At 49.7% G+C, this 19,787-nt stretch carries 17 protein-coding genes and 1 pseudogene; 7 read left to right on the top strand and 11 right to left on the bottom strand.

Translation table 11 applies throughout. The annotated features are described in order from the left end of the window. Positions 1–151: 151 nt before the first annotated feature. The 5 genes and pseudogenes from peaD to ACGHZ6_RS03060 all read right to left on the bottom strand — a co-directional run. Positions 152–1,354, bottom strand: a complete 1,203-nt coding sequence (gene peaD / locus ACGHZ6_RS03080) for a quinohemoprotein amine dehydrogenase subunit beta (RefSeq protein WP_390617323.1) — start codon at positions 1,352–1,354, stop codon at positions 152–154. Between the two features lie 10 nt (positions 1,355–1,364). After that, complete coding sequence (gene qhpC / locus ACGHZ6_RS03075; protein ID WP_390617322.1) at positions 1,365–1,712, bottom strand: quinohemoprotein amine dehydrogenase subunit gamma; 348 nt, start codon at positions 1,710–1,712, stop codon at positions 1,365–1,367. A gap of 5 nt (positions 1,713–1,717) precedes the next feature. After that, the gene (peaB, locus tag ACGHZ6_RS03070) at positions 1,718–3,148 is read right to left on the bottom strand and encodes a quinohemoprotein amine dehydrogenase maturation protein (protein ID WP_390617321.1); all 1,431 of its coding nucleotides are present in this window, start codon (positions 3,146–3,148) and stop codon (positions 1,718–1,720) included. A 39-nt stretch (positions 3,149–3,187) separates the two neighbouring features. Continuing rightward, positions 3,188–4,762: a quinohemoprotein amine dehydrogenase subunit alpha gene (gene peaA / locus ACGHZ6_RS03065; protein ID WP_390617320.1), complete on the bottom strand. Its 1,575-nt coding sequence runs from the start codon at positions 4,760–4,762 to the stop codon at positions 3,188–3,190. A 168-nt stretch (positions 4,763–4,930) separates the two neighbouring features. Further along, positions 4,931–6,325: pseudogene (locus ACGHZ6_RS03060) on the bottom strand (aldehyde dehydrogenase family protein); the annotation flags it as partial. 277 nt (positions 6,326–6,602) lie between these two features. Between ACGHZ6_RS03060 and ACGHZ6_RS03055 the strand changes: the two are divergent. Continuing rightward, positions 6,603–7,259, top strand: a complete 657-nt coding sequence (locus ACGHZ6_RS03055; RefSeq protein ID WP_390617319.1) for a TetR/AcrR family transcriptional regulator — start codon at positions 6,603–6,605, stop codon at positions 7,257–7,259. Positions 7,260–7,268: 9 nt separating this feature from the next. Here the strand turns inward: ACGHZ6_RS03055 and ACGHZ6_RS03050 are convergent, their stop codons facing one another. The 6 genes from ACGHZ6_RS03050 to bioB all read right to left on the bottom strand — a co-directional run bounded on the left by ACGHZ6_RS03050 (position 7,269) and on the right by bioB (position 13,316). After that, positions 7,269–8,108 carry an MBL fold metallo-hydrolase gene (locus tag ACGHZ6_RS03050; protein ID WP_390617318.1) on the bottom strand — a complete coding sequence of 280 codons (840 nt, stop codon included), beginning with the start codon at positions 8,106–8,108 and terminating at the stop codon, positions 7,269–7,271. 169 nt (positions 8,109–8,277) lie between these two features. After that, positions 8,278–8,616: a hypothetical protein gene (locus ACGHZ6_RS03045; RefSeq protein ID WP_390617317.1), complete on the bottom strand. Its 339-nt coding sequence runs from the start codon at positions 8,614–8,616 to the stop codon at positions 8,278–8,280. A gap of 31 nt (positions 8,617–8,647) precedes the next feature. Next, a complete protein-coding gene (bioD, locus tag ACGHZ6_RS03040; protein WP_390617316.1) occupies positions 8,648–9,340 on the bottom strand; it encodes a dethiobiotin synthase in 693 nt (230 codons plus the stop codon). Between the two features lie 134 nt (positions 9,341–9,474). Continuing rightward, positions 9,475–11,046, bottom strand: coding sequence for a malonyl-ACP O-methyltransferase BioC (gene bioC / locus ACGHZ6_RS03035; RefSeq protein ID WP_390617315.1), 1,572 nt, complete (start codon positions 11,044–11,046; stop codon positions 9,475–9,477). Next, positions 11,046–12,227: an 8-amino-7-oxononanoate synthase gene (gene bioF, locus ACGHZ6_RS03030; protein WP_390617314.1), complete on the bottom strand. Its 1,182-nt coding sequence runs from the start codon at positions 12,225–12,227 to the stop codon at positions 11,046–11,048. The genes bioC and bioF overlap by 1 nt, the downstream gene beginning before the upstream one ends. A gap of 42 nt (positions 12,228–12,269) precedes the next feature. Continuing rightward, positions 12,270–13,316 carry a biotin synthase BioB gene (gene bioB / locus ACGHZ6_RS03025; protein WP_390617312.1) on the bottom strand — a complete coding sequence of 349 codons (1,047 nt, stop codon included), beginning with the start codon at positions 13,314–13,316 and terminating at the stop codon, positions 12,270–12,272. Between the two features lie 223 nt (positions 13,317–13,539). On the opposite strand from bioB, the gene ACGHZ6_RS03020 reads away from it, so the two are divergent. The 6 genes from ACGHZ6_RS03020 to ACGHZ6_RS02995 all read left to right on the top strand — a co-directional run bounded on the left by ACGHZ6_RS03020 (position 13,540) and on the right by ACGHZ6_RS02995 (position 19,775). Further along, the gene (locus ACGHZ6_RS03020; protein WP_390617311.1) at positions 13,540–14,280 is read left to right on the top strand and encodes a double zinc ribbon domain-containing protein; all 741 of its coding nucleotides are present in this window, start codon (positions 13,540–13,542) and stop codon (positions 14,278–14,280) included. A 217-nt stretch (positions 14,281–14,497) separates the two neighbouring features. Further along, positions 14,498–15,622 (top strand): beta-ketoacyl-ACP synthase III, encoded by a 1,125-nt coding sequence (locus ACGHZ6_RS03015; protein ID WP_390617310.1) that lies wholly within the window; start codon positions 14,498–14,500, stop codon positions 15,620–15,622. A gap of 191 nt (positions 15,623–15,813) precedes the next feature. Further along, positions 15,814–16,818 carry a serine/threonine protein kinase gene (locus ACGHZ6_RS03010; RefSeq protein ID WP_390617309.1) on the top strand — a complete coding sequence of 335 codons (1,005 nt, stop codon included), beginning with the start codon at positions 15,814–15,816 and terminating at the stop codon, positions 16,816–16,818. Positions 16,819–16,860: 42 nt separating this feature from the next. Beyond that, positions 16,861–17,640, top strand: coding sequence for a serine O-acetyltransferase (gene cysE, locus ACGHZ6_RS03005; protein ID WP_390617308.1), 780 nt, complete (start codon positions 16,861–16,863; stop codon positions 17,638–17,640). A gap of 300 nt (positions 17,641–17,940) precedes the next feature. Continuing rightward, on the top strand, positions 17,941–18,726 hold the full coding sequence (locus tag ACGHZ6_RS03000) for a phosphatase PAP2 family protein (protein ID WP_390617307.1): 786 nt from the start codon (positions 17,941–17,943) through the stop codon (positions 18,724–18,726). A 146-nt stretch (positions 18,727–18,872) separates the two neighbouring features. Beyond that, complete coding sequence (locus ACGHZ6_RS02995; protein ID WP_390617306.1) at positions 18,873–19,775, top strand: DUF368 domain-containing protein; 903 nt, start codon at positions 18,873–18,875, stop codon at positions 19,773–19,775. Positions 19,776–19,787 lie beyond the last annotated feature (12 nt).

Genomic DNA, 19,787 nt, shown 5'->3' with positions numbered 1-19,787 from the left:
CTCCCCGGATTACTCGAAAGAACTACTTACATCCATTTTAGATCTACTGTCCTAATTTACACATAAACACTATAGCCACAACCAACCTTTTAGATCAACCGTCCTATATTATTTTTATTTTATTAAACCAGAGAACCTTTATCTCCAATAGTTATTTTGAAGCCGTTAGATTTGATCCGTATGCATCGCCCTGAGGCGAGTAAACCACTTTATCCACAGGTAGAGAAAATACCTGTGGAGTAGCCATAGACATATCTCCACCCGGCAGGACCAGATTGCTTAATTTAGTCAATGTCTCGGCATCGTAAATAGCGATATCGTTATAGGTTCCGCCTAAATAGATTTTGCTGCCATCCGTGGAAAAGTTAATACAGTAATAAGTTCGATCCAGGTCAACCTTTTTGATGCCCTGTTGCTTCGAGACGCTGTTACGCTTTAGCTGAGTAAGCACCTGATAAAACTCATCCGGGTGTCCGGGCCTATGCATGCCGGTAAAATAGACCTCCTCCAAATCCGAGAAGTCTTTTACTTCTGTTTTGCCGGTGGCAAGGTCTACCCGCTCGAATCCCCATTTCCATTCTGTGGTTTCCGGGTTAGCAGTACCATCCGTATATTTAGCCACTGTGTACATTCGCACAAATTCGTTATTGACACTGCCCACCGGCCATACGGTGAGAATATCCGGTTGTCCGTAGCCCTTACGCTGACTGGTACGACTGGCAATAGCCACAGCCAATGCTCCGGAATCAGGATCTATTACATAGACATCTGGCCCCGATAAATACACACGCCCGTCATGACCCGTGGCCATAATATTAATTTGTCGCGGTACATAAAAAGATTTGGCCGGTTTAGCGCCCACGCCATCTTTTGCCCGATAGGCCACAAACCGCGGATCCATGACCTGATAGTGATCATTCATAATTCGCACAGGATTGTGAACGGTATAAATTTCTTCTCCGTCAGGACTTACCGCTAATGAAGCAATACTTTTAATTCGTTCGTTGCCAGAGGTGAAGCTGGCATCAAAGACCAAATCACAGTTATTTATCTTGACACCGAAAATACGATCAAACCGCCCACCCAAAACATAAGCCGTTAACTTATCGGGTGACATCACTACCGTACCAGGCGCCACACTCGAAGGTAGTTTGCAGGTGCGAACAATAGTTTCAGTGTGTAAATCGATAAAGTGAAGATTGTTCGGCCGATTTACAGCTACCATATAATCCCGAATCACATAATCCCGGGCTACAGAATCCACCGCTACTGAACTCGACGTCCAAGCCAACAGTAGCAAGCACAACACCACCGGTTCACAACCCACTATTTTATTTAGCCGTTTTAGCATCATCTTAACTCCCCTACTTTTTATCACCGGGAAAGACTTCACCCAGCTTGCGCCAATCCTCTCCCGCCGAATCTGCACCTTTGCCCCAATCCGGGTAGGTATTCATAATGTCCGGCACTTGTGCCGGCCACCAGCAGGGATCAGCACAACCGTATAGATCCGACTCCATCGGCTGACACAAGCCGGCCACACCGCCAAAGGCGTCGACTTCCCAGCCCGGATCCGTGGTACCTGTGCAGCCCACAATACTCTGCATGGCGACAACTTCTTCAAGCCCTTGTTTTTCACCACGCCCATCGGTCTTTTCTACGGCAGCATCCAATAGCTGCGCCTTCTTATTCATTGGTTTTAAATGTTTCATTATGTTCAACCTCGACGAGGAGCAATGTAAGTATCCATAAAGTCTGGATTGGCCTGAGTAATTTCGCTGTAGGCTTTGAGACCAAAATCTATCCAGTCTCGCATCAAGTCACAGTAGTGGTACACAGGTTTTTGTGGATCACTGTAACGGGCATAACTTTCGTGATAACAACCACCGGAACAAAGGTTACGAATCCAGCATGTATTGCAGCCTTTATCGGTTCTATCCATGCGAGTTTCTAAAAAGCCGGTTAAGGCTTCACGATCCAAACCTTCAGAAACTGAACCAAACAATGGTAGATCCGACCCGGTAAAACGGTGGCAAAGGTTAACGCCACCACTATGATCAATGGCGACCATGCCTGCGCCCGCACCGCAAGGCAGTGCTTTTTTGGTTCCTTCATGAATATCGGTGAGCATCTGGTGCATATTGGAAAAACCAATACTTTGGCCTTTCGCTGCCGCATCAATATAGCGCCGGCCCAGGGCTTTCATATTACTAAAGACAGCTTCCAGCTCTTGCTCTGATAAATTGTAATAACTGATATCGCCAGACGTGACCGGTGCAAACCCCACCTCACTAAAGCCTAGCTCGTTAAACAGGTGGTCCCAAATATTTTCAATATCCGTTACGCCCTTGGTCAGCGTGACGCGAGCACCAATCGGCCTGGCCGAATAGCCCTGCATCAGCATCTCGATCTTACGGCGCACAACATCATAAGTACCTTGACCACTTACCGTGATTCTATTTTTGTCATGTACGGCTTTTGGACCATCGATACTGATGGCGACACCAATCCGATGCTCGTTGAGATAAGCTACAATCTCTTCAGTTAACATCGTGGCATTGGTTGTTAGTGAAAAATCGATGGGCCGATTTATCTCTGCAAAGCGTTTTTCAGCATAACTGACTACATCCCGAATTAACGGCATATTGCTAAGCGGCTCACCGCCAAAAAATACGATATTGTAGCGAGGCTGATCCGGAGATTCCGTGAGCATCATTTCGATTGATTGCTTGGCCGTCTCAAAGCTCATCTTCTGGCCATTATTCGGCTTATCCAGATCCTCTTTGTAACAATAACTGCAACTCAGATTGCAACCGGTATTCACGTTGAGTACCAATGTTGCCAAGGGAATCTGTTCCAGCGATTTTACCTCGGAATTAAAGGCCTCTACCCCATCACTGCTGATAAGTTTTAAATCACCCAGTTGCGCAACGGTATCGACTATCTCACTGGACGGGCAAGGCTCTGCCAGCTTGCCCAACAAGCTCATCACTGACTCACCTTGTGGGTTATCACACGCCTCTAGAATGTGTGAAGAGACAGCATCCAATTCAAATAAACCACTGGTTGGCACATGGAAAAGCATTTCACGGTCATCAACGGTAAAGCGATGGCTATTGTTGGCTACGGTTCGAACGATGCTATTCATATAAACCTCTCATATAAATTTCTCTATCGCGTATTCGTGTTAACGAATCGGTGGATTGTTCCAACGCTGAACCGTTACGATCAATTCACTGGTTCCCTTTACCAATTGCTCTCCATCCAAGACCTCGGCTATCACGCTAAGATGCCCTGCATTATTGGTTTTAAACTTACGCTTGGGGTTTGGCCCTGCATCCCCTGGCGTAAAGACACCGGTTTTAGCGTTTATCACACCGGCAAATTCCACATCGCGGTCTTCCTCTGCCTTGGCGCTGAAGGCGGCTATACGCCAGGTCGCCGGTAACACCCCGATCTTCAGATCATCACTGGTACCTGCTATACCATCTTTACCCGCGGCATAACCCACAGCCTCAAAGGCGGCTTTAACTTTGCCCTGACTACCGCCACCATCACCGACTCTCGCAACGGCATATCCCGGCTCGATGCGTATTTCGCTGACGCGGTCGTAAATCGTAATCGCATTAGTCTTTTTTACGTTGCCTACGGAAACTGAAGCATTGAAAGCTGTAGCCGTTTTTCCCGCTCTAACCTGAACAAGAATTTCATCCTCAGAACGTGCAATTTCTGACACCAATTCCAATCCTTCACCGAGCGTTACAGCGCCTTTCAGGTTGGCTCCACGAATAGAGATAACAGCTTCATTTCCCGCGGCAATATAATTCGGGCTCATCGCCAGAAGTTTGCTTTCATCACCACGTACACCGTGAATATCCACCCCTAACTCTTCGTGATCACTGAGATACATACGCCCGCTTAACGATTTTCCATCCTCACTTAACGCAAATACCTGTTTGTAACGCTGCTCTCCCGCGGCCAATGATCCGCGCCACTCGTAACCGCTGTATAGGACTAGCTCACCTTCACCTTTAAGCTTCTCACCATTGGCAAACTCGCCTGTAAAGTGCATAGATGCTTTGCCTTTATTTAATCCGGCCACAGTGACATCGCCCTGAAAATCTCCCTTACCTGGCATGCTGCCAACCAAGCGCCAGCGGCCTTCAATATTTTGCTTCTTCTCTTGCTGCCAATCGCTCCAGGCTTCAGACTCCAATGGGTATTTCTCGCCTAGATAGGGAACCACTTCATTCAGCGCAATACCCAGCCAATCCCGATCTCGCCCCATGGCAGAGAACTCAACACTTGGCCACTGCCCTAAATGGAAATGCACCAGATGACGCCACTCACTTTCTTCCCGACGCTGTAATCCCACTCTGGCCTCGGAATGACAGCGGGCACACATTTCCGCAAGCTCGGGCTGACGCTGTTCGGAATGATTCAGTCGACGCTCAAGAATATAGCGGTAAGGCTTTGATTCGCTGGGCGCCAGTCCCTGGGTATCGGCCAAATGCTGTACCAATGCCGCACGCTCTTTTTCACTGATCTGCAACCCATGCATTACCTGCATACGCCCAATAGTCATCAACCAGCCTTCCGGGCTTTTGCGTTGATGACTGATTCGACTGAGCTTTAGCGGTTCAAAGCTTTCAGGGATGTGACACCCCATACATTTTTGTTGAAGGATCTTTTCACTGGCATCGCCCGCGTTAGCAAAGAACAACAACGTCAATACCGGAACAATCCATATTACGCTTTGCAAAAGATTTCGCTTTACCTCAACCACATCTCTCTCCCAACGCTTTAACTTTTTAATAGTGCGATATGCCGAACAATCAGGCACAACCTGGCCCACCACATCGCTTGGTAACGTTTTAGTTTTGGCGGATTGCTCGTCGCTAATCCGCCACTTGGTGTTTCTACGTCGGAGTTAGCCGGCGATTGCTGTTTCGATATCGCCCATTTCAATACTCGGATCCGAGTCATAGGCAACATAGGTGTATTGCACCAAATTCTTTGGCCCAATATTTTCAGAAGTCGAACTACCACCAAAGAAGCCGGTGCCTACAGCGCCAGTTTCAGGCAAGTTAGTTGAAAGGCCAGCATTGCCCGTCATACCGGCGGTATTGATAGAGATACGGCACACAGGTAGGGCCGCGGTATATTTCACCACCACTTCGGGATCTGCCGTATGTAATACCGCCGAATGGCCCTTACCCATAATGTCCAGCATGGCTTGTGCGTTTTCGATCGCCGCATCAACGCCGCCCTCGATCACGTAAAAGCCCAAGACCGGGAACATTTTTTCCTTGCTGACGGGTTCGTCCTGACCGATATGATCGATTTCCATGACAATGGATTTAGCCTCAGCAGGGACTTCAATGCCGACCTGTTCACCAATCCATTGTGGGCTTTTACCTAAAGCGGCGGGATTGTTAACACCACCCGGGAACAGGAAATCACGCAACAGTTGGTTCTCTTCGCCCTCAACAAACCAACCATTACCGGCAATCATTGCATCTTTTAATTCTGCCGCAATTTCACGCTCAGCCAATACCACTGACTCACAGGTACACGGTAATCCATAATCAAAACTGTTCCCGACAATGACATCGGTTCCGGCTTTTTTAATATCAGCGGTGCTATCAACATACGCCGCCACGTTACCAGCGCCCACACCGACAGCAGGGTTGCCGGAACTATAGGCGGCATGCACCAGCGCCGGCCCACCCGTTGCCATGATCAAGGCTGTACGGGAATCCTGCATCAACATGTTGACCAGTGTGATATTGGGCTCTTCCAGAATCTGTACACAACCTTTGGGGGCACCCGCTTTCTCGGCGACTTCAGCCAAAAAATGCGCAGCATGGTTACAGCATTCTTTAGCCGCCGGATGCGGGCACAAGATAACTGAATTGCGCGCAACCAGATTGGCGATCACTTTAAAATTTACGGTCATGATTGGATTGGTACAGGGCATTGGTGCCAATACCACGCCAGCAGGCTTGGGAATGGCGATTACCTTCTTTTCGAAGTCGATCTTTGATTCAACAAACTCGGATATATCATAGGTATCACGCAGGCCAACAGACGTTGCCAAATTTTTCGCAATTTTATCCTGAACATTACCATAACCGGTTTCACGAACCGCCCAATCGGCATAGAACTCAGCCTTTTCTGCAGCCGCTTCTACGACAGCATCGACTATTTTCTGTGTTTGAGTCACATCAAACTGACTGAACAATTTGGCCGCGTTTTCAGCCGTTGAATAAAGTTCGTCAATTTCCTGCAACAGATGGTTTTCTACTGTCATGATAAGTCTCTCCTCGTTTGGATCTGCGGGTGCAACCGCTTATTAATCGCATACCTGCTTTGCGTTATTTTTAGGACGCACGATCTATTTTGAAAAATCGTAACAAACTAAAACAAAAAATAAAATAGATCAGGCGTCCTAAATTGTAATTAAATGCTTCTTAAGCAAGAAAATTTTGCTATCTAGAAATTTGCCGTTATGCAATTTCGCTATAAAATTTGACCAGTCGTCCTAAATTGAGGAAAATCCCAATTGGTATTTCGCCACGCTATAGAAGGAAGATTCACCCATGCGCTCTATCAATCTGCAGAACCGGCCTGGTACCGGCACCTACAATAAAGGCCAGGAGAGAATTGGGCAGATACTCGAAGCCGCCAGGGATATCCTGATAGACAATGGCTACAGCGGTCTAAGCATGCGTAAGATCGCTACGGCTGTAGGCATCACCATTGGCAACCTGCACTACTACTACCCCAGCAAGAAAGATTTGCTCGCCGATTTACTAGATCATGTTATTAGCGGTTATCTTGAAGCGTTCGAAACCGCACGTAGCCAAGCGGGCACATCACTTGAAGACCAGTTTCTTGCGGTTATAAGCTTTATTATTGATGACCTTAATACCCGCGAAACCACTTACTTCTTCCCGGAACTCTGGGCCATGGCCAACCATGATGAAGTCGCCGCAGAGCGTATGCATGAGCTTTACCACAAAGCACGCCTGGACTTGAATGACCTAATAGAAAAGCTGAATCCCACGCTGACAAAAAATGAACGCGAGCAAGTCGCCCTGTTTATCTCTGCCTCGATGGAAGGTCTGACCCCATTTATTGGCAACGGTAAACCCTGGGAAAAGAAAACCCCCGGAATCAAGAATATTGCCAAGAAGAGCTTTCTGCATCTGGTAAAAAATATTACCAGTGAAGAAATTAAAGGATTAAAAAACTAGGTGCCCTAACTACAACTCGCAGGGCACACCGCTGTAGCGCTGCTTCTCATCTGCCGTAACCCTGACACAGGGATGGCTGGCATCGTGGGTTAGAAAGAGTCGTCCATTGCGGGCGACCAAGTCCCGGAGCAATGTGGTTTTCTCATTAATCAGCAACTCGGGGAAGCGATCGTATCCCATACCAATAGCGGTATGCACCCAGGGGGCTGCCGGAATTAAGTCAGCACTAAAAACAAGGGGACCGTCAGGTGTGGTAATTTCAGTCAACATCAAACCCGGCGTGTGTCCATCTGAAAAATGAAAACGCAACTTGCCGTTTAGCAGCGTTGTTGCTTCATCCTCAATCACTCGTAATCTACCTGAATCAGCCAACTGTTGATTCAGTGTCTTGATAAAGGATGCCCTATCACGCGCATGCGGATTTCTGGCTCGCTCCCAGTTTGTGGAAGACACAATAAACTCAGCATTCGGAAACAGCAGGCTTGGCTCCTCCCCCTCCTGCCATTGCGACAACAAGCCACCAGCATGATCAAAGTGCAGATGAGACAAAATAACCCGGTCTATGTCGGCATGCTGCAAGCCAACCTGAGCCAGGTTATCCAATAAACAGTGGCTGGCTTCTGTAATGCCGTAACGTTTGCGCAGCTCGGGTTCAAAGAAGGCGCCAACGCCTGCCTCCAAAAGGATATTCTCACCATCGCTCTGAATAAGTAGTGCTCGGCACGCCAGCGGAATACGATTGAGTTCATCCGGCTCAATCCAGCGGGACCACAGCGCCTTGGGCGCATTACCAAACATGGCGCCACCATCTAACTTTTGAGTATTGCCCTCAATAGCAGTCAATTTCATTGATCTCCCCCCCAACAAACGCAACGGATCCAATATAGGACATTCGACCCATATTTTTATACTAACAAAAACAGAGGGACATGAGAATCCCTCTGTTTTTGGGTAAAGAATAGAGACTGTAAGAAAAAGTCTAACCTAGTGGAGCCCAGCGTAAATCAGGTCAACAAGATCAGGCACGGCCAAAGAAGACGTTAATCAGTCGCGAAACACCCACAACCAAATCCGTTTCGAAATCTTCCTTATCCTGCTTAAACAGTGACAGGTACTTTTCTGCCTGAGCCTCAGTGATTCTCTTGTTGCCTACCCCATATTCGATTTCAGGTTTGCTTTTATCGTAACGGGGAACAAACTGCCAGCGCACAAAGTGCTCCAAACGAGAACCCAACTCCTGCTGCGCCATAGCACAATAGGCTTCTACATGGTCCATACCGTCAGGCCCCAGAGATCCGGGCTCGACTCTAAATATCACGCTTAGCTTTTTATTATTATCAAGCGAAGAAACAGACATAAATTATCCAAGGGTGGTTGCTTATTAAAATCTAATCGTCAGATAGCAAGGGATCAATATCCAAACAATCCGCTACAGCGTCTTTATTGGCATTTTCCAGGAAAGGCACTTCGCCTAACAGAGGCGCCTGAATCAATGTTTTTAACGTCATCAGGTTTTCTTCGTAGCAGCTCATTTCCGGATCTACTCGGTTAGCCACCCAGCCCGCCACCTTTAAACCATCACGCTCAATGGCCTCTGCCGTTAAGATCGCATGGTTAATACAACCCAGGCGCATACCTACTACCATGACAACGGGCAGGTTTAGTTCGATGGCCAAATCTGCCAGGGTTTCGCGTGGATTTAAGGGCACTCGCCAACCACCTGCGCCTTCAATTACCACAAAGTCGCTGGATTGCATGAGGATGCCGTTACAAAAACCGGTCAGACGAGATACTGACAGTGTTTTATTTTCACGCATGGCAGCAATATGCGGTGCGATGGGTGGCTCAAAGGCGATAGGGTTAACCTGGCTGTAGGGTAATTCCAGGCTCATGGCGTCGATCAGCGTTAGTGCATCTTCATTACGCAGACCCTGTTCGGTTTGCTCGCAGCCGGCGGCGATGGGTTTCATGGCGACTGTGCGTAGGCCTTTACGGTTGGCGGCTTCCAAAATGCCTGCACCAATTAGGGTTTTACCTACGTCGGTGTCGGTGCCGGAGATGAAGAATTTTTTTTTGGCCATTAGAACTCCGTTTTAACGTTTCGGTTCTCTCTAAACTACAGAGTCATACCTGCGAAGGCAGGTATCCAGTGTCCTTTTACCTAGTCACGCTGAAGACACTGGATTCCCGCCTGCGCGGGAATGACATAAATGGGCTATGCACTACGGCTGGCAGAAAGGTAATACACTTCATAAGTCGCAGGAAGACTGCCATCATCACGTCGGAATGACTCGTATGCTGTTTTAAATGCTTTTAACCGCGCCCGCCCGGTTAAACCGCCACTCTGCCCACTATTCATATTGTGCGCACCCAAGGCTTTTAACTCATGAGTTAATTGCTTCAGTTCGGCAAAACTTAAGGTAATGGTCTCCGTTTCAATAGAAACGTTTTCAAAACCTGCACCCACCATCGCTGCCTGCAATTTTTCTGCAGCTTCAAAGTGGTTTACATGGGCATAGTGGTCCACCGCTTTCCAGGCATCACGTAACTCATACAGCGTTTGCGGCCCCAGGGTTGCGATACGTAATTGACCACCGGGTGACAACACACGATGCAACTCGCCAAACAACTGCGGTAACTGACTGCACCACTGAATCGCCAAACTTGAAAAAATATGTTGCACGCTACTATCTGCGAGCGGCAGATACTCCGCATCAGCACACATCCAGTGTTGCACATTACTGTGATTCTCACGGGCAAATCGCAGCATGCCTTCGGCTATATCCAGCCCCACCACCTGGCAGCGCTGACTGAGAGGCCCGGTAAAATAACCGGTACCGGCACCAACATCTAACAGAGTTTCTGCTGATTCTATTTCTGGCAGTCGGGTTAATAAGTTATTACCCACTTGGCGCTGCAGATCAGCGACACTGTCATAGGTTTCCGCTGCGCGACTAAAGGATTGTGCGACTTTGCGTTTTTCCACATCGTATTGGGCGCGCTGGAAAAATGCTTTTACCGCATCGACAACACGCTGCGGTTGTGACCAATGCGGTGCATGACCACATTGCTGAAAAATTTGTACCTGCTGTTTGGGTAAAGCGCTGACAGCCTCGGCAGCAGATGCGGGAACCAGACTGTCATTATCACCAAAGATATGTAACCCGGGCACATCCAAGTCTGTCTTACGATTATCAAACTGCCCCAATAACTGCAACGCCTGCAACCAGTGTTCAGCCTGCTTATCGGCAAAAGATTCTGCTGCTGCTTGGCGTAAGGCTTTTATCTGTGCCTTTTCATCACTATCACCCTTGGCCATTAAGCCGCAGAAACGTTTTAGCGTGACCTCAGGCGCCTTGCCGAAACCATCACAAAACGCCGTAAACGTTTCGGCTTCCATAGCCTCAGGCCAGGACTTATCGGCAACAAAACGCAGATTGCTTGCCAGGGTAATTAACCGCGTGACTCGCTCGGGATGCTGCGCGGCTAACCGGGTTGCCAACATACCACCCAGTGACCAGCCCATATAAGCGGCGCGTGGCGGTAACTGCTCCATTAACTGCTGCAGCCATTGATCTATCGCGCAGAATTCACTGTCAGCAAAGCCCGGCAAATCCACCAGTACTAAATGACAAAACTCATTCAGCGGTGCCAGCACCGGTAACCAACTGCGGCTGTCACTGCCCCAGCCGTGTAATAACACCAATGGCTCGGCTAACAGCGTTTCACCAGTAGCAGGTAGTGTGCGAACCGATAAGGGGGGCAACGCAGGATTAGAGACAACCATTATTCAGAGTCTCCACGGTTGGCCTGTACTGCATCACCCAATGCAGACAATAAATCTTCAACCTGCCTCTCGGTATGATTGGCGCTAAAGGTAATGCGCAAACGGGCACTACCACGAGGCACGGTTGGCGGGCGAATAGCGCCAACCAAAAAACCATTTTTTTCCAAGTGGGCAGCGACGGCCATAGTACGAGCTTCATCACCCAATACCACCGGTTGAATCGGTGTTGGCGAGGGCATTAATTGCAGCCCTAAATTTTCAGCGCCCGCACGAAACTGTTTAATACGCTGCACCAGATTGTCTCGGCGCCAATGCTCCTCTTGCAACAGTTTTAAACTGGCGCGCGTTGCAGCAGCCACAGCAGGTGGCATGGCGGTGGTATAGATATAACTGCGGGCTTCCTGAATCAGGGTTTCAATTAATACTTCACTACCCGCGACAAAAGCGCCAAAGGTGCCGAAGGCTTTACCCAGAGTGCCCATCAAGATGGGGAGCTTATCCTCCGACAAACCAAAGTGCTCGGCACAACCGCCACCGTTTTTACCCAGGCAGCCAAAGCCGTGGGCATCATCAATCATTAGCCAGGCATTGTGGCGCTCGGCGATATCTACCATCTCCGGCAAACGAGCAACATCACCATCCATACTGAAGACACCATCAACCACAATCAGTTTGCGATTGGCATCACTGGCTTGTACTCGCTGTTCCAGGCTTTTTACATCGTTATGCAAAAAACGCTGAAAGCGCGCACCACTTAACAGGCCCGCATCCAACAGGGAGGCGTGATTGAGTTTATCTTCAAACACTGCATCGCCTTTGCCGATCAACGCATTGACGGTGCCAATGTTGGCCATATAACCGGTGGAAAATAATAACGCACGGGGACGGCCGGTAAACGCCGCTAACTCTTCTTCCAGCGCATGGTGCACGACACTGTGGCCATTGACCAAATGCGAAGCACCGCTACCCACACCATATTGCGAGGCAGCCGCTTGCATGGCCTCAATCACTTTTGGGTGATTGGCCAATCCGAGGTAATCGTTAGAGCTAAAACCGGTAAACGTTTTGCCATCTACCTGCACCCGCGTGCCCTGGGCAGAAGCCAGTACACGACGGGAACGGTAAAGATGTTCGCGCTTGCGCGCAGTCAAGGCCGGTGCTAACTGCTGGTCAATATCCACAGCAGATGTTCACTGTTTGTTAAAAAACGCTGTAGGCACTGTTTACTTGGCAGCGTTGTAGAAGAACTGATCGTTCTTGGCTTCTTCAATGGAAGCCATCACCGCTTGCTCCTGCTCTTCTTCATCCTGTTCGGTTTCATACTTCTCAGGATTAATACCCAAACGGTCGAACAACATCATGTCTTTGTTCTTTTTCGGGTTAGCGGTGGTCAGCAGTTTCTCGCCGTAGAAAATGGAGTTGGCGCCAGCCAGGAAGGCCAGAGACTGCAGCTGGTCGTTCATTTCTTCACGACCGGCAGACAGACGCACATGGGATTTCGGCATAATAATGCGCGCAACCGCAATGGTGCGAATAAAATCGAATGGATCCAGATCTTCTTCCTGTGCCAGTGGCGTGCCTTCAACACGTACCAGCATATTTACCGGCACAGATTCTGGATGTTGTTGCATGGTGGCCAATTGATGCAGCAGACCAACACGATCTTTTTGACCTTCACCCATACCCACAATACCGCCAGAACACACTTTCATGCCCGCGGCGCGAACATTGCCCAGGGTATCGAGACGATCCTGATAGGTACGGGTGGTAATAATGTCACCGTAGAATTCCGGCGAGGTATCCAGGTTGTGGTTGTAGTAATCCAGACCGGCATCGGACAGTTCCTGCGCCTGATCTTCGCTAACCATGCCCAGGGTCATACAGGTTTCCAGACCCAGCTCTTTAACGCCTTTAACCATGGAGGTAACGTAAGGCATATCTTTTTTCTTCGGTGAGCGCCAGGCAGCGCCCATGCAGAAGCGTGTCGCGCCGCCGGCTTTTGCCGCCTTGGCTTCTTCAATCACCGCTTCTACTTTCATCAGTTTTTCTTTTTCCAGACCGGTATCGTAGCGCGCACTCTGTGGGCAGTACTTACAATCTTCCGGGCAGGCACCGGTTTTGATCGAACACAGAGTGCTTACCTGAACTTCGTTGGGATCAAAGTTGGCACGGTGAACTGTTTGCGCCTGGAACATCAGATCGCTAAATGGCAGGTTAAACAGTGCGTCTACTTCAGCGCGGGTCCAGTCGTGGCGAACAGGTGTGGACATGATCAAAACCTCAGTCATCAAATTTGACCGCAAACGGCTGCCAGGCAGTTAAAAGTTACTGCTTTTGACTGATTGCTCAGGGTATAGGAAGCAGGCAGAGTTAAGGTTGCGGCGTTTAATTCTATTGTTGTGCTAATGATAACGTCAGCCCCAAAGCTGTCAACCCAAAGACACCCAAAAGGTTAACAGGCATCACGAAAGCGCACTTTTCCACATCTTCCTCATGCCCCAAAAAACCATAATACTCCTTTTAAATCATATAGTTAATAGTTTCATACCGAATAGGTGCTGCTTCTGCCATAGCAGTCACCCGCAAACCGGTATTGCCTGCCAGGCTTGCCTGGAGGACCTACCCTGGCAAATGACCGGCTGCCAGCAATGTGCCCTGCCTTTACCCGTTTCCCCAGAGGCAGACAGCGCCCTGATCTGCGGTGAATGCCTGCATAACCCACCGCCCTTTACCCACACCAGCGCCGCCTTTCGCTACCTGCCACCAATAAGTGACCAGATCACTCGCTTTAAACACCAACGTGACCTGGTTGCTGGCCGCTTTCTATCTACTCAACTGGCGCAGCAACTCAGGTTGGATTACGAGTATCAAGCCTGGCCCGATGCGATTACCGCCGTCCCCTTGCACTGGCAACGCCAGCTGTGGCGCGGCTTCAATCAGGCGGCTTATATCAGTCGCCAGCTTAGCCTGGAGCTTAAAATCCCCCTGTTACACTGCTGCCGCCGCAAGAAGGCAACGGTTAAGCAACAACAACTCAGCCGCAAGCAACGCCTAAAAAACCTGCGTCAAAGCTTCGAAATAATGACCAATGCAAAAGACCTGCACCTGGCCTTAATTGATGATGTGATGACCACCGGTACCACAGCGAGAGAATTGAGTTCTATACTCTTGAAGGCTGGAGCCAAACGGGTTGATGTATGGGTGCTGGCTCGCACACCCACACCAGGCACATAACCCTGTTGCCAGGGGTTTGACCAATGACTTATTAGTCAATAATGCCGCACAAATTCCACGGGCAAAACGGCCAACAGTCAAGCCAAAAAAGACAAATCGTTAGACCCGAGGCCCCCTTTTAGGGCAAAATGTCGGCAAACAACTATTACAAACAACCGTTTAAGACCTGTGTCCAAAAACGGCTTATTGAAGTACTTTTATCACTCGCGGAAACCCTATGACTCACAATATCGTTATCAGTGGCAGTGGCCTCTGGACTCCGGAACATACCGTTACCAACGAAGAGCTGGTAGACAGCTACAACGCCTGGGCAGAGCGTTATAACAGCGAAAATGCCCAAGCTATCGAAGAAGGTGTTCTGGAAGCCAAGCCCTACTCGTCTGCCGCCTTTGTCGAAAAAGCCTCCGGCATTAAAAGCCGCTACGCCTACAGTAAAGAAGGTATTCTGGATATCGACCGCATGCGCCCGGAAATCGAAGAGCGCAGCGATGAAGAGTTATCCCAACAGGCTGAGATGGCGGTAAAAGCTGCCCGCATTGCCATGCAGGAAGCCAATAAAACCGCTGAAGATATTGGCGCCGTGATTGTCAGCTGCGCCTATACCCAGCGCTCTTACCCGGCCATTGCCATTGAAGTGCAAAAAGAGCTGGGCATCGAAGGCTTCGGCTTCGATATGCTGGTTGCCTGCTCTGCCGCCACCTTCGGCCTGCAGCGCGCCTATGAAATGGTTGCCGCAGGTACCGCTAAATGCGTATTGGTTATCAACCCGGAGCTGACCTCACCGCAAGTTAACTACTGCGATCGCGACAGCCACTTTATTTTCGGTGATGTATCCACCGCCACTATTGTTGAAAAAGCAGACACCTGTACCGCCGAGCACAGCTACGATGTTCTGAGCACCAAAGCGGTCACCAGCTTCTCCAACAATATCCGCTCCAACTTTGGCTATATTACCCACGCCACCGACGCCGATCCGTACAGCGCCGACAAGCTGTTCCATCAAAACGGCCGCAAGGTGTTTAAAGAAGTCTGCCCAATGGCGGCACAACATATTTCAGATCATATTGGCGCCCACGACCTGGGAGCCGACAATATCGACCGCTGGTGGCTACATCAGGCCAATATCAATATGAATATCCTGATCACCAAAAAGCTGCTGGGCCGTGAAGCGACTGCTGAAGAAGCGCCGATTGTGCTGGATACCTATGCCAATACCGCCTCTGCCGGTTCACTGATTGCGTTTAACCTCAATCACAAAGACCTGAAAGCCGGTGATCACGGCGTGATCTGCTCCTTCGGTGCCGGTTACTCCATCGGCAGCCTGGTGCTGCGCAAGCGCTAATCGAAAGCCTGGAAAAGCCGGGGTCTGACCCTGCGGGTCAGACCCCACCTACGAAGTGCGTTACATGTTTCGAGACGGGGTACGACCCGCAGGGTCGGACCCCTTGTGCCACACCAGAACAACGCACAGTAACAAAACGTTATACAATAGGGCTCCCTGATGGGGGCCCTTTTTTATTACCGAGACAGTTTATGGACAACACCGAACATCCCTACAGCGCACTCACGCCAGACACCGTACTGGATGCCATCGAAGCCAAGGGATTTCGCTGTGACGGCCGCATCTTCCCCTTAAACAGCTACGAAAACCGCGTTTACCAAATCGGCATTGAAGATGAGCAACCGCTGATCGCCAAATTCTATCGCCCCAACCGCTGGAGCGAAGCGCAAATCCGCGAAGAGCAGGCCTTTAGCTTCGAGCTGGCCGAACAGGAATGGCCGGTAGTCACACCCAGCAAAGACAGCAATGGCGAAAGCCTACATAGCTTTGGCGATTTTCACTTCGCCCTGTTTGAACGTAAAGGCGGCCACGCCCCCGAGCTGGATAATCTGGAAAACCTCAAAGTCCTCGGCCGCTGCATGGGCCGCTTGCATGCGGTTGGCATTGAAAAACCTTTCGCGCATCGCCCCGGCATTGATGTACAAAGTTACGCCATCGACAGCTACCGCTTCCTGTTGGACAACAATTTTATCCCCGCCGAGCTGGAAACCGCTTACCGCACACTGGCCGAAGATTTAATCGAACGCCTGCAACAAAGCTTCGCGGAAGTGAAATACGAGCCCATCCGCCTGCACGGTGATTGCCACCCGGGCAATATCCTCTGGCGCGATATGGGCGATACCGATAACGCCCCACACTTTGTCGACTTTGATGATTGTCGAATGGGCCCAGCGGTGCAGGATATCTGGATGCTCTTAAGTGGCGAGCGTCATCAGCAACAGGCACAGTTGGAAGCCATACTCAGCGGTTACCGCCAATTCTGCTTTTTTGATGCCCGCGAGCTACGCTTAATCGAGCCCCTGCGTACGCTACGTTTAATGAACTACGCCGCCTGGTTGGCACGCCGCTGGAATGACCCGGCGTTTCCACAAAACTTCCCCTGGTTTAACACCGAGCGCTACTGGTCAGAACATATCCTCACCTTGCGTGAACAACTGGCCGCGCTGCAGGAACCACCACTGGAAATTCTTAACTAAAGCTCAGATAATTATTTAATGAATCAGCAGTGAGCAACGATTATGGCAATTGATATGGACGCCCCCTGGCAATGCATCCGTCAGGAAGCCCAACAGCAAGCCGAGAAAGAGCCAATCCTGGCCAGTTTTCTGCACGCCACAATCTTGAACCACAAAGATTTGCAAGATGCACTGAGCTTCCATCTGGCCAACAAACTCGACAGCCCCACCGCCTCAGCCATGCTGATTCGCGAAGTGGCCAAGGAAGCCATGGCCAGTGACCCGAGCATTGCCGAAGCCGTGGTGGCCGACATCCTCGCCGTCGACGAGCGAGACAGCGCCTGCTGCTCACTGGCCACGCCGTTTTTATACTTTAAAGGTTTCCATGCGCTACAGGCCTATCGCATCGCCCATTGGTTGTGGACTAATAACCGTCGTTCACTGGCTCTGTTTTTGCAAAACCGTATTTCTGAAGTGTTTGATGTGGATATTCATCCGGCCGCCAAAATCGGTAAAGGCCTGCTGATTGATCACGCCACCGGTTTGGTCATTGGTGAAACCGCCGTCGTGGGTGATAACGTGTCCATTATGCAATCGGTTACCCTCGGCGGTACCGGTAAAGAAGCCGGCGACCGTCATCCGAAAGTTAAAGACGGTGTACTGATTGCGGCAGGCGCCAAAATTCTTGGCAATATTGAGATTGGCGTAGGTGCAAAAATTGCAGCCGGCAGCGTGGTATTAAAACCCGTTCCACCTCACACCACCGTCGCCGGTGTGCCCGCAAAAATTATCGGCACCCCAAGCAGCCAACAGCCCGCCCTAGATATGGACCAAAGCCTCTAACCCGGCACAAAGCCAGGGGTCCGACCCTACGGGTCGTACCCCGCCCTCTCACACTAAAGCATTAGCACAAGGGGTCCGACCCTGCGGGTCGTACCCCGTCTCGAAAAAAACACCGCACTTCGAACTGGGGTCTGACTCGCAGGGTCAGACCCCGCTCTGTACTTTTTTCCACCCCAACCCAATGTCCAAACAGTCACAAATAAAAAACACTTTTTCTTGCACTGCAATATTTTTGCAATAAAATACCGACCGCTGCCAAGAAGGCAGCATTAAAGGAACAACAGTAAGAAAAGGACTCTCATGCAATTCCCAACGTCTACCCGTTTAGGCGGGTTTCTAGGTTTCCAACTATTCGCTTTATTATTACTTGCCTCCTGGTTAATACCAGCAACCGGTGAGTTATGGCAACAGTGGAACAACGCAACCTATTATTTTTTAAATGGCAGCCTGGCAGCAAACGAACAGTGGTCTCTGCTGTGGGCCGTGATGAATAATCGCTCCGCCGATTTAATTCCTGTTATCGCCATTTTTCCGCTACTACTCAAAAGCGATTTAATTTTTAAAAGCACCGAAGTACGCCAAGGTTTTATCGGCCTGTGTTTACTGATGTTTGTGATGTTAATTTTCAGAACCATCCTAGACAAAACTGCCAAAACCATGGGCTGGACGGGCAACAGTCCCTCACTGGAACTGACGCCGTTTATTTCACTCGATGCACTTTACCCGCACCTGTCGCCAAAAGATTCTGCAGGCTCGAGCTTTCCCGGTGACCACGCCTCAGTCTTAATTATCATTGCCACTTATGCACTACTGCATAAGTTTAACCGTTGGAGTTTGTTGCTCACCGCACTTGCCATCGTATTTATACTGCCGCGTTTATTTAGCGGTGCCCACTGGCTAACAGACCAGGTTATTGGCGGATCATTAATTGCCTTTTTCACCATCGCCTGGGGACGCTACACGCCCTACCTTGCCTGGGCCACTCCGCGGGTTGATAGACAGCTGGAAGCGCTGTTTGTGTGGATCCGTAAATTTCCGATTATCGGTGAATGGCAGCTGTTTGCTGCGCCCTTATCCAACCGATAAAAAATTGCCCATCGATTTTATGCATAACCACCGAATGCACTCCGGTGGTTATGTGTATTCACATTTATTAGAGACAAAACATGTCAACAAACTCTACCTCATCAGCCAGCAAAAACTACCTGGCACTTGGGCTTAAAGGCATCGCCATGGGCGCCGCCGATGTCGTCCCCGGCGTATCCGGCGGCACCATCGCCTTTATCAGCGGAATTTATGATGAACTGCTCGATAGTCTTAAGCAGATCAACCCAAGCGCACTTCATACGTTATTCACCAAAGGCATAGCTGCCTGCTGGACACAAATCAACGGCACATTTTTAACCGTCCTGTTTAGCGGCATACTCATCAGCGTTCTCTCTTTAGCCAAAGTGATTGACTACGCACTGGAAACGGCCCCCATTCTGGTGTGGGCATTCTTTTTTGGTTTGGTACTAGCCTCTATCCTGCATATGATCAGAACGATTCAAGGCTGGGGATATAAAGAATTTTTAGCCGTTATCATTGGCACTGCAGTAGCAGGCAGCATAACCCTATCGGGCGCAACGCAACTGCCCACAGGCTATGGCTATATATTCTTTGCAGGCATGCTGGCAATTTGCGCGATGATCTTACCGGGCATTTCAGGCAGTTTTATTCTGTTACTACTGGGGTTGTACCCAACCATCATTACGGCAATCACTGAATTCAATATTATTTTGCTCGGTATTTTTGCCGCCGGCTGCGCCTGTGGCCTGCTCAGCTTTTCACGCTTCCTGTCCTGGTGCCTGCACAGCTATCGCCAACCAACCCTTGCGCTACTGACCGGGTTTCTTATCGGCTCACTAAACGCCCTCTGGCCATGGAAACAAGCAATTGAAACAACCATCAATCGCCACGGGGAAGAAATCCCCCTGATACAAGAAAACCTATTGCCGTGGGTCTGGGCCGATATCACATCCCAAAGCCACCAACTACTGCCGGCCTGTGCATTGGCTATTGTCGGGATGATTCTGGTACTTGGTTTTGAAACCTGGTCGAAACAACAAGAGCCACAAGCGTCCCAACTTAACTAGTAAAATATTTAA

It is taken from the genome of Maricurvus nonylphenolicus (assembly GCF_042854845.1).
Taxonomy (GTDB): domain Bacteria; phylum Pseudomonadota; class Gammaproteobacteria; order Pseudomonadales; family Cellvibrionaceae; genus Maricurvus; species Maricurvus nonylphenolicus.
Note: the sequence above shows the minus strand (reverse complement) of the source record. Positions and strands in the feature narration are given on the sequence as shown.

What these genes read in the sequence shown, in the direction of transcription:
- ACGHZ6_RS03010 (WP_390617309.1), top strand. Translation starts at nt 15,814, where the DNA reads ATGGACAACACCGAACATCCCTACAGCGCACTCACGCCAGACACCGTA.
- ACGHZ6_RS03050 (WP_390617318.1), bottom strand. Translation starts at nt 8,108, where the DNA reads ATGAAATTGACTGCTATTGAGGGCAATACTCAAAAGTTAGATGGTGGC.
- ACGHZ6_RS03045 (WP_390617317.1), bottom strand. Translation starts at nt 8,616, where the DNA reads ATGTCTGTTTCTTCGCTTGATAATAATAAAAAGCTAAGCGTGATATTT.
- ACGHZ6_RS03000 (WP_390617307.1), top strand. Translation starts at nt 17,941, where the DNA reads ATGCAATTCCCAACGTCTACCCGTTTAGGCGGGTTTCTAGGTTTCCAA.
- ACGHZ6_RS03055 (WP_390617319.1), top strand. Translation starts at nt 6,603, where the DNA reads ATGCGCTCTATCAATCTGCAGAACCGGCCTGGTACCGGCACCTACAAT.
- ACGHZ6_RS03020 (WP_390617311.1), top strand. Translation starts at nt 13,540, where the DNA reads ATGCCCCAAAAAACCATAATACTCCTTTTAAATCATATAGTTAATAGT.
- cysE (WP_390617308.1), top strand. Translation starts at nt 16,861, where the DNA reads ATGGCAATTGATATGGACGCCCCCTGGCAATGCATCCGTCAGGAAGCC.
- peaD (WP_390617323.1), bottom strand. Translation starts at nt 1,354, where the DNA reads ATGATGCTAAAACGGCTAAATAAAATAGTGGGTTGTGAACCGGTGGTG.
- qhpC (WP_390617322.1), bottom strand. Translation starts at nt 1,712, where the DNA reads ATGAAACATTTAAAACCAATGAATAAGAAGGCGCAGCTATTGGATGCT.
- ACGHZ6_RS03015 (WP_390617310.1), top strand. Translation starts at nt 14,498, where the DNA reads ATGACTCACAATATCGTTATCAGTGGCAGTGGCCTCTGGACTCCGGAA.
- ACGHZ6_RS02995 (WP_390617306.1), top strand. Translation starts at nt 18,873, where the DNA reads ATGGGCGCCGCCGATGTCGTCCCCGGCGTATCCGGCGGCACCATCGCC.
- bioB (WP_390617312.1), bottom strand. Translation starts at nt 13,316, where the DNA reads ATGTCCACACCTGTTCGCCACGACTGGACCCGCGCTGAAGTAGACGCA.
- bioD (WP_390617316.1), bottom strand. Translation starts at nt 9,340, where the DNA reads ATGGCCAAAAAAAAATTCTTCATCTCCGGCACCGACACCGACGTAGGT.
- bioC (WP_390617315.1), bottom strand. Translation starts at nt 11,046, where the DNA reads ATGGTTGTCTCTAATCCTGCGTTGCCCCCCTTATCGGTTCGCACACTA.
- peaB (WP_390617321.1), bottom strand. Translation starts at nt 3,148, where the DNA reads ATGAATAGCATCGTTCGAACCGTAGCCAACAATAGCCATCGCTTTACC.